Raw genomic sequence first — 12343 nt, forward strand, 5'->3', positions numbered from 1 at the left:
AGCCAGTCGCCGGCTTGCGCCTAGCTTCATCCGTTGGCTTCGTGCATCCGTTGGACGTCGTTGGAAAACGACAGGCACGGGGTCAGCTGCACGGGTCCATCGCCACCAAGGTGATCGAACGTTTCTCCAACAAACCCGAAAAGTTACAGGCTCCCGCCACGATGTCACAAGGACCCGCGCCGCGTTCTGGCTACGACCGAAGGCCGCGTCCCTTAATTGGACGGATCGTCATGAACCCACGCCCTGGTCGTGAACTTTTTTTGAAGAATATCCCGATCAGCGTCACAAACACGGTCTCGTCCAGCGGCCTTCGCCAAGTACAAGGCGCGATCCGCGCGCCGACAAAGATCCTGGAGGGTGGACCCATGGTGCAATGCCCTCGCGATACCGACACTCGTGGTCACCTTGACCTCGAAGCCGAGGCTCGAAACGCGAAGGCCCGAGACGGTCTTGCGTATCCGCTCCGCGTGAAGGAGGGCGTCACCCGCGCTCGCGGGCAGGAAGACGACAAACTCCTCTCCTCCGTGACGTGCAAGCAACGCGGATGGCGGCAGGACCGATTGGACCGCTTCGGCCATCGTCGAAAGGACTTCGTCACCCAGGGCGTGCCCATGACGGTCGTTGAGCTGCTTGAAATGATCAAGGTCCAGAAACAGAACCGCGTCACCAGGCTGTGGGTTGTTCGGTGCGTTCGCGTTGAAGGAGCGGCGATTGTGGAGCCCTGTCAGAGGATCAAGGTCAGCGAGTTTCTGAATCTTGACGCGCTGACGTTCGCTTATGAACATCACGATCGCGATGGCAAGCACGAACTTCGAAAGTATCATGAGGGAAAAGCCCTCGACCACGTCGAGAACCGGGAACGATTGGAAGGAAAACTCCAATCCCATGACCAACGATAGCAGGCTGGTGGCCGCGAGTATCGCGGCGACGAGTTTTCGGATCGGCAGGGGCTCGCGAGACGCATCACGGCGCACGACCCAAGCAGCGGCCGCCATTGTTAGACAACCTAGCAGGGTAAAAGTCGCCGCCCGGTAGGTGTTATCCAGATGAAAATCCGTCGCCAGACCAACCACCAAGGTCGCAGCCGCTGGAAGGAATACGTACCATGTATTGAACTTCCGCCCTGGATTGCTGATCAGAACGAACGCCAACGCCAGGAGGCCATATCCCGACACGGCCAATGCGATATTGACGAGGCTGAGGGCTCCGTAGAGGGCTGGGTAAAGTTCCGCGTACCCCGCCAAGGTCGCGCCTGCGGCCAGCATCAGGAAGCTTGCCGCGAGAAGCCCGACACCTCGACTGTCCGTGGATGTCCGCCGCAGATAGCCCAAGGTCAAGGCCCCGGCTATATAGGACGTTTTCTGCAGAAAGAGCACGGTCGGGAGATCAAGTCCGGAAGTCATCTGGCACCAAAGTCATTTATCGATGCCTACTTACCGCGAATTGCTGAATCTTTTGCAAAGGCTACGTAAGCGGGGAATATTTCAGCAATTCTTGGACGGGACAATTCCCAGGGGCGGCTTAACTTCAACTTGGCCGAACAACCCTTGTATAAACCGGTTCAGCCGGATTGGGGACCGGTCCGTCAAATCCGCAGCTCTAGTACAAAATAGAACGCGAGAAGCCAGGTGAGTGCTGTCAGCGATCCCAGTGAGACAATAATCAAGCGCAAGTGGAGTTCCAATCGGTAAGAGACCGTCTTGAACAAGCAGATGAGGGAATCGTTCCATCAAATCACCGGGGCGAGCAGGAATCCGGCGGACAAAAGCAAGGGGGCCGCGAGTACCGCTCGCCGGTGGCGTCGCCCGAGTTAAAATCGTGATGCTTCAAACTCCGCCGCATCAAGGCCCGCACCCATGCGCGAGAGGCAATCAGTCTTCGGGGAAAAGGTGCTCAAGTCGATGTGAAGGCGAACGAACCCCGCCTTGCCGATGCTTGGTCCCTTTGCACGGGGAGGTGCCGAAAGCCGCGGGACGTCTCGCGACGGCGCCCGGTCTCCTGGAACAATCGGCGCGCGCCCCGATCAGGACATCAGCCGACCACCAAGAATGCTCCTTCAGAGATTGTCGCCCCTCGGCAGCCGTTCGAAATGGGCCGCGCCGTGAGGGTGCGTACCACGTTGGAGGATCATCGGTAGTCTCGTGGCGCGCGCGACGCGCTTGTCTCCGCTTGGCGTGGTATCGCCGCTGCCTTTACCAGGATTGCCGGCAAGGCCGGAACACAGCAGTCATTTCTAAGTTCAGCGCGACGAACTCCGGCGAAGTAGATGGTGTCGCACGCCGACTTTGGCGCGTTGTTCGTGTCCGAGGTGCCTCGTCGGCTCTCGGGTCCAACTGGAACCGCGCCGCGAACGACCGCCGACCTCCAAGCCGGCCGTTCACCGGCGCTTGTTTTCCATGGAATCCCACTGGCGTTGCTTGCGTGACCTTGGTTTCAAGCTCTTCCAGGTCCGATCGAGGAAGCGAAGGAAGCGGGTAACATCCATCAGGCGATCGACGATCGAACTCAGGTTGCCGAGCCGTTCGTCGATGATCTCGTTGGCGGTGAGCTCGATATCGGCGGGTGTAAATTCGGGAAAGTGCGCGCAGAGATCCGCATAGGGGTTGGACGCATCGCGCCCGACAATGTTGATCTTGCCCTTGCGGAACATCAGCCGCAGCAGCACCTGCTCGAATGTCCAGTCGTGAACATCGAGAACCTTGTAGCGTTCGCTCCGCTTCGACGAGAAGCCGGCCAGCGTTATCCTGGTGCCAAGGTTGAGCGTCGTCAGCCAGAAGCAGAGCGCAAATCCCGTCGTCGGCACGCTCGAGCGGGGATAGAACGGCGTGAAGACATCAGTCAGATCGAGGTGCCTGACATGAACATCGCCGAAGTCGGACGCCGGGCTGAGCTGCTCGTTGGGTCCGGCCTTGATGTTCACGACACCGTGGAAGGTGCGCGTGTCGAAATAGGGCAGAACCTTATCGACCTTGCCGCTCTTGACGAGATTGGCGCCCAGCGTTCCGCTTCTTGAGAAGAGCATGGAATGGCGGGTGAAGGGCTCGCTCAGAACCTTGAAGACCTTGTTGAAGAAGATGAAGAGCGTGGTGTCGGGAAAGCGCCTTTTCAACTCCTCGATATCCACTTCATCGCTGTTTGCGACCAGAACGACATCGCCATAGTCCGCCAGCAGCGACCTCCACTCATCGGCCGCCGCGGCGACAATAGCAGCGGAGCCGGCCTTCTCGAAGCGAGCGTCTCTGTCGATCATTCTTCTCTCCTTAGCGTCTTGTGTTCGGTAGCTCGGGCCGCATCGCTTGGGGCCCTGTCGCGTCGGGCAATGAACGCTTTTTGACCAAACGCGCGGGGGAACCCACATAGACGCCAAACGGCTCCGTCGCTCCCTTGACGACGCTATTCGCGCCAATGACGCAGCCGTCGGCGATGTTGCTGCCGGCAAGCACCTTGGCGCCGGCGCCGATCCAGACATCCCCGCCGATCACCACCCTGCCCTTTTTGATCGGCTGATCCTTGATGAGAACCGTGGCATCCTCGTAGCCGTGCTCGAACGAGATAATGACGACATGCGCCGCGATCCTGGTACCGTCGCCGATCCTGACGCCGCCATGTCCCAGCACGATCGAGTAATCGTTGATCGAGACATTGTTTCCGATCTCGATCTTACCGCTCTGCGCATCGAGGACCACGCCACTTTGAGTGAAGAGCCGGTCACCGATTTCGATCTTGCCGTGCCGATAGCGAAGCTTTGGCAGATACCGCATGTTCGGTCTCGTCCCGATCCGCAGCGATCCGCCCGACAAAGCGGCGCGGAGGCGGACCAGAAATCCGAGGTTCACGGGTCACACAGGCGCGAAACGGGGGTCGAGCGCGCGTGCCGTTTCCAGCCAGACATCCGCGTATTCGACGTCCTGCCAATTGTGGAACCACGGGCCGCCATTGGTGTAGTGGACGGCCTTCGGAAGGCCTTGGCTCGGCTTGGTGCTCCACCCCTCCAGCCAGTTCCATTCTTCCGGTATCTCGCCGATCTCGCTGTCCTTTGCCCATTGCAAACGATGAAGATAGGCACCGGTCTGTGCATTGACGAGCTCGGGTGTCAGCTGGCGGGTGGAAGGATGCTCGCAATTGAACAGCATGAACGAGGACCAGTTCTTGCGAGGGTAATTGGTCTGCACCTTGCCATCCATCTTCACGCCCTCCTTGGGCGTATAGTCGTGATGAACGCAGGCGACGGCCTTGCTGTCGTCCTTGTAGCGCAGGAGGTCGGCGACATCGCCGAAGAACAGGAAGTCGCAGTCGCAAAACAGCGCCCAGCCCTTGTAACCGGCGAGCCAGGGCGTGAAGAAACGGGAATAGGTGAACTCGGTCGAAGCCAGAGGATCGACTTCACGGGTGTAAACACCACGATCGACCAGCTCCTGCAGCTTGATGGGGTGAACCTCGACGTCGATTGATGCGTTCTTGAGCAACGTGGCCTTGGCAACCTGGTAGGCAATATCCTCGCGGGAATCCCATCCAATATAAACTCTTAGTTCGGCCATTCATCAATTCTCCATGCAGTCCGAGGACAGAAGCTAAAGTGAGCGATGTGGAATGCTTGACCGTAATGTCAACATCTTGAAGTCGAGAAGAATCAGGACCTTTGTGGCGTTCCCACGTACTCGCCCTCTCTCCACTCGCTGCGCGCCTGTTAAGGAGACTGATACGGGCGGCACCTGACGAGCGGTGGCCATGACTGGACAAACCGGTTTGCAGCGATCGCACAGACCGCACGCGCCCAGGCCCGGCGGTGACCATCGATGGCGAAGAAGGTCGAGGTCTCGAAGCCAAACGATCTGCTCGCGGCCCTCCGCGAGAGTGCCGGACTTCTCAAGGCTGGTGCGGCCGCCGACACCAAACCCAAACGCGGCGCGCCAATGCCAACCACGGCAGGGGTGTTGCGGCCAACGAACCGTAGTCGTGTCCCGGCCATCGACGCTATCGTCATCTGCCTCAATCCGCCATACACCAGCCACCATATCCCAATCTTGATTGAACTCGTTGACGGCCAGACCGTTGTCGATAAATCAAACGAGGACAGAGGAGCCACGAGACAATGGCAGAGGAACAAGATCTTGATGCCGCGGGGTTCGAGGACCAACTTTCCGCGATGCCCGATGAGGAACTGTTCGCGCTGATGCGGAAACTCGAAGACGAAAGCGAAAACATACCCTCCGAAGACCGTGACAGCAGCGAGGTCTTTGTCAGGATCGCGATGGTCGAAACCGCGATCGAGGAGCGATTTCCTGGACAGCTATTGGCGCCATATAAAGACTGGCGGCAGCGGCGGATAGATAGCTGAGGAGCGAGGATCGTGACAAATGGATCCGACGATGCCTAAAGACTGTTCCAGGACATATTGGACACGGTAGGACAGAAAGTGCAGCTAACGCGGAGGAGGCGCTTGCGATCTTGCAAGAACCGCCCGTCGATGTGGGCGCCACCGGCATCCCCGGGTGGAAGGTAACGAGCTGATGGTGGATGTGGTCACGCTGGGAAAGCCTTGCGATTAGTTCGCTCCGGCAACAGCGATCGAACAGATCCAACGCACATCGCGGAAGTAGCACTCATCTCGGATATTCGCGGTCATCCCTGCTGGACGCCGACTGAAATCTCACGGCGTCCTTGCCGGCCGCCTTCGCATTGTAAAGAAGCGCGTCGGCCTCGTTTAGCAGTTCCGAAACGTCGCGCTTGTCGGGCGTCCAGATACCGCCGATGCTCACGCGGACGTCAGCGATATGATTGGCGATCGCGATAGGTTCCCTCATCCGCGCGAGGATCCGTTTAGCTGCCGCCTCCCCCGCTGGTTGATCGCCCGCGATAACCACCACGAACTCATCGCCCCCGGTACGTGCCACGAGATCTTGGACTCTGACAGATGACGTCAGGCGCGACGCGGTGGTCTTCAGGACAACATCTCCCATGGCATGACCATGCGCATCGTTGACCTCCTTGAAGCCATCGAGGTCGAGGGCAAGGACAGCGACGCCAGCGGCGGATTGCAAGGCCGCGAATTCGATCGACAGCCCACGCCGGTTTAGCAACCCTGTCAACGCATCCGTTCGCGCCGTCTCCTCCAGCATCTCGATCCGGCGTCGCTCCTCGGTGAAATCGATGGCCATTCCGACAATTTTCACTGGCCGACCGTCGCTATCGCGTAAAAGTCGGCGATCACAGCGCATCCAGCGTTCGCCCTGAACGGTCTCCAGACGATACTCCGCGACATTCTGATCGAGCTTACCTGTGATCAGCGGCGTCAGATCCGCCTGGGCGCCATCATTGACGTTGACCCTGTTGACGTAGCGCTCGAGGTCGAGCCGCGCGGCGGTCGGCCCGCCGATAAATTGAGCCAGTCGATCGGACGTCTCAAACTTGCCCGTGAGGATGTCCATCTGCCAGAAGCCACCACGGACGGCCTCAAGCGCCAGTTCAAGCTGCGCTGCCCGCTCGGCAAGCTGACGCTCATGCTCCTTGTGGCGCGTGATGTCTTCGATCTGGGATATAAAGCGTACAACCTCACCATCGGCATTGCGCATCGCGGCCACGTGGATCAGGACGTGAACGAGTTCGCCGAAGGGTCTTAGATAGCGCTTCTCGATCGTGTATCCGTCCCGTTTTCCCCGCAGGACCTGCTGGAACAGGATTAGGTCTGCCTCGATATCGTCTGGGTGGGTGAAGTCCTTGAAATGTGTCCCGAGCACCTTGTCGATAGGAAGCGATAGAAGCTTGGCGAAAGCGGCGTTGCCGCGAATGATGCGCCCCCCGAGATCCACGAGAGCGATCCCGATTGGAGCGTTCTCGAAGGCAAAATCAAAAAGCGCCAGGCGGGTCTCAGGATCGTCGGCCGTAGAGGCTTGCGCCACTTTCTCTCCTCCATATACAAGAGCTGCACGGCGTTACTTGTGCTTTAGGAGATGATAATCAAGGTGCGAGGAGGCTCCAGCGCGAGGCAACCCTCACTGAGCGCCAGTGGCGATATGCGAGATGGGCCTCATTGCCGGGGCGACGCGGCACGCCTCCCAAATGTTTCCTCAGCGCTCGCGGATTGGTGGTCTTGATCTTGAACCGGACCAAGCAGTGAGTACTTCGCGATGTTTCGATCAACCCAAAGGTTCAGAGTCTCGCCAAGAATATTGACGAGCTGGCCCTGCCCTTCGCACGTCAGGCTCGTTATTGCGAGCATCTCCTGGAGGGCGTCTCGGAGGATCGGCGTGATCTTTTCTTCCGAAAAGATGGCCAAGCTACATCCTCTATGCCGATGTGCGGGAGCTGTCCATCTTCTCGCCGTAAAGCCCGATCCGAGCCCCGCTGTTCTCGCGCATGGATATGGTGTCCTGCCGCAACCTGCTGATCTTTTCGGGCCCCGACATCCAGAACCTGGTAGTCCTGGCCGCCTGCCCGCGTTACCGACGGCGCTTGCCGCGCCAGGTGAAGACGGCAGGCCGCTAGTCTGGAAGTAGAGCGGTCAGGCCGATCCGTTCCGGTTCTTCCCGCAACCGCCACGGCCTCGGCCATTTAGCGGCCCATGTCGCGCCGGTCTCGTCGGTCGTCGGACCAACGCGCATCACCGACCGTTCGGGAACGTTTAGGGCGACGGGCGTGACCGGTAAGGACGCCGGTTGCCTCGAATGTCGACGAGCGGCGTGACAGCCGCGCGTCCTCCGCGACCGATCGTGAGCCTTGAAATCCTGCCAATTGGCAGTATATTGATTGTCAACGGAGGCTGACATGGTCGTAGCGCAAGCAATTCATGATAATGGGGTTCCACAGTCACCTGTAAACCTCGGCGACCAAGGGACGCGTGGACGGCTGACCCCGGCAGCGGTATCTGGCGTCGTTCGATTGGCCAAGATCTGGCGCTTAACCAGCGTCGAGGTTTGCGCACTGATGGGTGATGTTTCAGAGCGCACGTGGTTCAGAATGAAGAAAGGTGAGTGGAGCGGAAGTCTTTCGCAAGACACATTGACGAGGGTTAGTGCCCTGATTGGTATTTTCAAGGCGCTACGACTGCTTTTCTCTGAAACCCTTGCCGACGAATGGATCAGACTTCCAAACAAGGGACCGCTTTTCGAAGGGCGCCGGCCGATTGACGTCATGATTGAAGGTGGCATCCCGAAGCTGCTTCTGGTGCGACGCCATGTTGATGCATTGCGGGGTGGTCTGTGATCGAGCCTGCTCGCACGGACATCGTTCAGCGAGATACCGTACGCCTGATACCGACAGCTAGGCTCAAGGAGCCAGTGTTGCTGGCACTGGCGCCCAATCATGATGCCATGGAGGATTTGGCCGAGCTGGAGGGGGCCACCAGCAGCCGCCTCCAGGCTCAGGAAGGTGGTTTGCTGGATCTCGATCGGAAAGAACTTGTGTTTGGCCGCCCAGGCCATACGTTCATCAATGCCGCCTTCACGTACACTCGGCCTGGCGGCAACCGGTTCAACGATGACGAACGCGGCGCATGGTATTGTGCCTTTCAAGCGGAAACGGCCTTAGCCGAGGTCACTTTTCACCTCACAAAAGAACTTGCGGCGATCGACCGGTTTGAGAACGTCACGGACTACGCGGAGCTGCTAGCTGATTTCATCGGGCAATTCCACGACCTTCGCGGTGATGCTTTTTCAACAGATAACAGTTTAACGGCCGACCCCGCCATCGCATATCCCGCGGGGCAGGCGCTGGCCAGATGGCTGCGCGTGGAAAAGGACAGCCCAGGTCTAATCTATCCTTCCGTCAGATCACCGGGTGGGACATGCCTCGTGGCGTTCCATCCTTCCTTAATCCAAAACCTACGCCAAGGTGGAACATGGAGGCTCGAATGGCAGGGTTCTCCAGAACCGGAAATTTCGAGGCTTTAGGCGATCGTACCTATGACGAACGCGATATATCTCGATGGTTTGGCAACTTTCCAAAAGCCAAAGGGGCCATGCTTTCGAGGAAACAGTTGTCCAAACCGGGAACGTGGTGGCTCCCAACGCTTCGGATGAATGAGAAAATTTGGGCGGGCTTATGCGCTAAACAAATTGAGCAGGTTTCCTGGCGCGCTGTTGGCGATCGAGAGAGATTGTATCGCTAGTTTCCGCTGCGTCTGCTTCGCGGCTAGTTTTGACGATTCTTCTTCCATATCCGCATCAACCAATTGCCCAATGCCAGACGACAGCGAGTCCCGTAGATCGCGGATGAATCTCTCCTGAATGCCGATGCGTGATGACAACGACCCTAGGCGCGAGGCCACCTCGGTCATCTTCGACACCATGGCTTCGGTAACGACCAACATTTCCTGGATCTCGTCGTTTGTCGTGTCCTCGGACAACTCCATCTCACGATGCGATTGATGGCGCGCGCCATTGAACAGGACCCAATCGCTCGCGGTCCCCAGCCTATCGGCGAAGGCGGAATTCGTGATGATCCCGGAATCTCCATTCTCATCATCGATTAGAAAGGAGACGTCGGGCGTATCCCAGTCGGAGTTGAGATCGTAAGTCATCGTTTGGACCGAAACCGCTCCGCTCGTGTCGCGGGCAATGCCAGCGGCGATGGAACGGTCCACGTTGTCTGCCGTTGAATTGATATAAAGCCAGTTCTGTCCTGAAAAGGATGTGGAGACGGCGATGGCGCGTAGTTGATTCTTGAGTTGGCTCAGCTCGTCGTTGACCTTCGTCTTGTCAACGCCGTTCTCGGTGGCGGCAACGAACCTCGCCTTGATCTCCGACATGACATCGATCGCCTGGCTCATGCCCGCATATGCGGTGTCGACCATGGCGGCGCCGAGGCCCAACGCGTCGCTGACGGCTGAGAGTGCTTCGTTGTCGGAGCGCATCGTCGTGGCGATCGACCAATAAGCGGCATTGTCGGAAGCTCGCTCGACGCGAAACCCGGTTGAAACTTTGCGTTGTGTCTCCGTAAGGTCCGAGGCAACTGCTCGGAGTATCTGGAGGGCAATATCGGCGGAACTGTTGGAATTGATGGACGACATCCGAATCTCAGATGAACATGGAAATCGCGAGTAGGGATGATGATGCTTCACGCATCTTTGAGATGAATTTTATCGCCGAAAGTCGCTTAAAAAATTCTTACCTCATTAAGCAAAAAAACATGCAAGTCAGGGCGCGACGTCAGCGAGGTGGTGCTTTCCTCACACCTTGACGACGCGTGCTCGAGCTTCCCGAGCCGGTCGCTTCCGTGCGGCCATGAGGTTTCACCAATTGCCGTGATCTCTTCGTATGCGCAGGTGCTTGTGCTAGGTGAAGCTGATGCTCAAGGATATTGCATATGGCTAGAACTCTGATCCGACCCGGTGGACGCAGCGAGCGTATACAAATCGCGTCATAAAGCAGTAAAGGATCTGATGGCCGAGCGGCCCGAGGAAGAACTCACGATCGCCATGATTGCCGCGCGTGCGGACGTGACCCCGTCGACGATCTACAGGCGTTGGTCAAGTCTCTCACAACTGCTGAATGATGTCGCTGGCGAACGGTTTGTTCCGATCAGTTCCTCCAGATACGGGCAGTTTGCGAGGCGATCTTGAAATCTGGGTTGAACAAACCGTCGATGACTTTTCCTCCGCCGCTCTTTGTATGCTGTTTCGAGAGCGTCTGGCGAACAAGAAAATGGCAGAGGTGGCGGCCGGGTACATCTATATGAACTTGCTGTATCTGTGCGACCGGTGCGAGCGTCGGGGCGAAGTTGCCCCTAATCCCGACAGATTGATTGACCTTATCTTCGCCGCTCGTATATCGGATGTTCTTCGTACATCAATCGGTTCCCAAGTTATATCAGATGGACTTGTCCTCAGTCCTAGGACAGAGGACAGTGTTCATGACGAGCCAAGATATCCTCGTCCTGCTAAAGCTGGTAAGCCTACAAGACCAGGAACTCACCAAGGGCATTGATCAGTTGCGATCGGAATCCGTGGGTGAGACCCATATTCTGTTCGGAACCTAGAGGCACTACTCGGGTCAGCAAGACCGAAATAGCGCAGTCGATCAAGCGCAGTGTTGCTTCAGGCATCGCGCGAAAAGACAACAGCAAGAACGAGCCTCGGCCAAGCCGAAGGAACCTATCGAAGACGTGCTGGCAGGCGACGAGCCATTCACGCCGACGATTGAGCGGAAGTTCGATATCTTCTACTTCCGCAGCGACATCTGATATAGCAGGACCCAGCGTTGTTGCTTTTGAATAGCCGCTACCCATGTAAAGGTTGAGCTTCTATGGGGTCGGATGTTGCCATCTCAATAGATCCTTGCGTCGTGCAGGCCTATGTATTATATAGGAATATTGAAAGATCGCGGTGAAAACGATGTCCAGTGTGGCAATCAAGGTTCTGTCGACGGTGAACGCTCCCTATGGGACGAACCTTTCGGCCGAGCAATTGGCTGCAAAGATTTCCGATCCAGCAAGCGTCGAAAATTTCGATCCGTCAGCATTTTCCTTCTACTCCGAGGTCGATGAAGGCCTTCAGAATTCGTTTCTGAACGAAATGCATATTGATCGTTCCGAAGCGGCTGAGATTGCGCGGAAATTCTCTGCTCTCGCAGGATACTCGATGGCGTTGGCCGCTTAGTGGTCTCGCCGTCTAAAAGTCAGTGGGAAAGCCTGTTTGATCAGGCAGTAGCGATCATAAATCAAGCCAATCGCGAATTTAAGCTCGTTGACGATTGGAGCTTTGGCGGAGGAACCGCCTTGATGCTCCAGATCGATCAACGGGAAAGTTTCGACGTGGATATATTTATCGACGATCCTCAACTCCTTCCTTACCTCAATCCACAGGTCCAAGGCTACACATTGGACCTGAACCCCGACGATTACGAAACAGACGGGACGAAGGCACTCAAGATAGTATTTGCGGGCGTAGGCGAGATCGATTTCATCTGTGCTCCCGCATTGACTGACTATCCGACGACAATGGTCCCTGTGCGGGGCGTGTCGGTGGCTCTCGAAACCCCCGCCGAAATCGTTGCGAAGAAAATCTACCATCGCGGTTCATCTATGCAACCGCGCGACATGTTCGACATAGCCTGTATCGTAGAGGCGTTTGGCGAGCAGTGCCTTCTCGACGCGCTCGCGCCGTTAAAGGAACGCGCTGCCGTTGCTCTGGAAGTCGCGGAAAAGATGGACCACCGGCTTGCAAAAACGCTGATGGGCAGTCTTCTTTTTCGTGAGAATTTCTCCCACATCCCAAGCCAAGGTCGCGCGATCACGATCAAGCTTCTCGAGGCTGTCTGCGCTTACGATCCGGCGTCGACCAACAAGGTTGGAACGACGCCCTCTCCGAAGTGACCGTGTATATCGCCAAGAGGAACGAATATCGCCG

At 57.3% G+C, this 12343-nt stretch carries 13 protein-coding genes; 5 read left to right on the forward strand and 8 right to left on the reverse strand.

What is annotated here, in order from left to right; genetic code table 11:
• Positions 1-212: 212 nt before the first annotated feature.
• From P3R82_RS09925 to P3R82_RS09940, 4 genes are all read right to left on the reverse strand, one after another.
• A complete protein-coding gene (locus tag P3R82_RS09925) occupies positions 213-1403 on the reverse strand; it encodes a GGDEF domain-containing protein (RefSeq protein ID WP_112436070.1) in 1191 nt (396 codons plus the stop codon).
• Positions 1404-2377: 974 nt separating this feature from the next.
• A complete protein-coding gene (locus P3R82_RS09930; RefSeq protein ID WP_283193733.1) occupies positions 2378-3250 on the reverse strand; it encodes a 3-deoxy-manno-octulosonate cytidylyltransferase in 873 nt (290 codons plus the stop codon).
• 10 nt (positions 3251-3260) lie between these two features.
• Positions 3261-3761 carry an acyltransferase gene (locus P3R82_RS09935; protein ID WP_112949247.1) on the reverse strand — a complete coding sequence of 167 codons (501 nt, stop codon included), beginning with the start codon at positions 3759-3761 and terminating at the stop codon, positions 3261-3263.
• Between the two features lie 78 nt (positions 3762-3839).
• A complete protein-coding gene (locus P3R82_RS09940; RefSeq protein WP_112949246.1) occupies positions 3840-4538 on the reverse strand; it encodes a glycosyltransferase in 699 nt (232 codons plus the stop codon).
• Positions 4539-5092: 554 nt separating this feature from the next.
• On the opposite strand from P3R82_RS09940, the gene P3R82_RS09945 reads away from it, so the two are divergent.
• Positions 5093-5338 (forward strand): hypothetical protein, encoded by a 246-nt coding sequence (locus P3R82_RS09945; RefSeq protein ID WP_112436411.1) that lies wholly within the window; start codon positions 5093-5095, stop codon positions 5336-5338.
• Between the two features lie 265 nt (positions 5339-5603).
• Here P3R82_RS09945 and P3R82_RS09950 read toward each other — a convergent pair whose 3' ends face one another.
• The gene (locus P3R82_RS09950) at positions 5604-6899 is read right to left on the reverse strand and encodes a sensor domain-containing diguanylate cyclase (protein ID WP_112436412.1); all 1296 of its coding nucleotides are present in this window, start codon (positions 6897-6899) and stop codon (positions 5604-5606) included.
• 128 nt (positions 6900-7027) lie between these two features.
• The gene (locus P3R82_RS09955; RefSeq protein WP_112436413.1) at positions 7028-7276 is read right to left on the reverse strand and encodes a hypothetical protein; all 249 of its coding nucleotides are present in this window, start codon (positions 7274-7276) and stop codon (positions 7028-7030) included.
• Positions 7277-7764: 488 nt separating this feature from the next.
• On the opposite strand from P3R82_RS09955, the gene P3R82_RS09960 reads away from it, so the two are divergent.
• A complete protein-coding gene (locus tag P3R82_RS09960; protein ID WP_112436414.1) occupies positions 7765-8202 on the forward strand; it encodes an MbcA/ParS/Xre antitoxin family protein in 438 nt (145 codons plus the stop codon).
• Positions 8203-8279: 77 nt separating this feature from the next.
• A complete protein-coding gene (locus P3R82_RS09965) occupies positions 8280-8888 on the forward strand; it encodes an RES family NAD+ phosphorylase (protein WP_283193734.1) in 609 nt (202 codons plus the stop codon).
• A 149-nt stretch (positions 8889-9037) separates the two neighbouring features.
• Here the strand turns inward: P3R82_RS09965 and P3R82_RS09970 are convergent, their stop codons facing one another.
• Both P3R82_RS09970 and P3R82_RS09975 read right to left on the reverse strand, forming a co-directional pair.
• Entirely contained in the window at positions 9038-10006 is a 969-nt protein-coding gene (locus tag P3R82_RS09970) for a flagellin (RefSeq protein ID WP_112436416.1), read from the reverse strand.
• Positions 10007-10890: 884 nt separating this feature from the next.
• Positions 10891-11223, reverse strand: a complete 333-nt coding sequence (locus P3R82_RS09975; protein WP_162718139.1) for a hypothetical protein — start codon at positions 11221-11223, stop codon at positions 10891-10893.
• 106 nt (positions 11224-11329) lie between these two features.
• Between P3R82_RS09975 and P3R82_RS09980 the strand changes: the two genes are divergently transcribed.
• Positions 11330-11593 carry a hypothetical protein gene (locus P3R82_RS09980; protein WP_111563888.1) on the forward strand — a complete coding sequence of 88 codons (264 nt, stop codon included), beginning with the start codon at positions 11330-11332 and terminating at the stop codon, positions 11591-11593.
• Positions 11594-11715: 122 nt separating this feature from the next.
• Positions 11716-12309, forward strand: coding sequence for a nucleotidyl transferase AbiEii/AbiGii toxin family protein (locus P3R82_RS09985; protein ID WP_283193735.1), 594 nt, complete (start codon positions 11716-11718; stop codon positions 12307-12309).
• Positions 12310-12343 lie beyond the last annotated feature (34 nt).

Origin of the sequence: Rhizobium sp. AN80A (assembly GCF_030053015.1) — a bacterium.
Lineage (GTDB): Bacteria > Pseudomonadota > Alphaproteobacteria > Rhizobiales > Rhizobiaceae > Rhizobium > Rhizobium metallidurans.

What these genes read in the sequence shown, in the direction of transcription:
- P3R82_RS09940 (WP_112949246.1), bottom strand. Translation starts at nt 4,538, where the DNA reads ATGGCCGAACTAAGAGTTTATATTGGATGGGATTCCCGCGAGGATATT.
- P3R82_RS09930 (WP_283193733.1), bottom strand. Translation starts at nt 3,250, where the DNA reads ATGATCGACAGAGACGCTCGCTTCGAGAAGGCCGGCTCCGCTGCTATT.
- P3R82_RS09985 (WP_283193735.1), top strand. Translation starts at nt 11,716, where the DNA reads ATGCTCCAGATCGATCAACGGGAAAGTTTCGACGTGGATATATTTATC.
- P3R82_RS09945 (WP_112436411.1), top strand. Translation starts at nt 5,093, where the DNA reads ATGGCAGAGGAACAAGATCTTGATGCCGCGGGGTTCGAGGACCAACTT.
- P3R82_RS09970 (WP_112436416.1), bottom strand. Translation starts at nt 10,006, where the DNA reads ATGTCGTCCATCAATTCCAACAGTTCCGCCGATATTGCCCTCCAGATA.
- P3R82_RS09980 (WP_111563888.1), top strand. Translation starts at nt 11,330, where the DNA reads ATGTCCAGTGTGGCAATCAAGGTTCTGTCGACGGTGAACGCTCCCTAT.
- P3R82_RS09935 (WP_112949247.1), bottom strand. Translation starts at nt 3,761, where the DNA reads ATGCGGTATCTGCCAAAGCTTCGCTATCGGCACGGCAAGATCGAAATC.
- P3R82_RS09975 (WP_162718139.1), bottom strand. Translation starts at nt 11,223, where the DNA reads ATGGGTAGCGGCTATTCAAAAGCAACAACGCTGGGTCCTGCTATATCA.
- P3R82_RS09960 (WP_112436414.1), top strand. Translation starts at nt 7,765, where the DNA reads ATGGTCGTAGCGCAAGCAATTCATGATAATGGGGTTCCACAGTCACCT.
- P3R82_RS09925 (WP_112436070.1), bottom strand. Translation starts at nt 1,403, where the DNA reads ATGACTTCCGGACTTGATCTCCCGACCGTGCTCTTTCTGCAGAAAACG.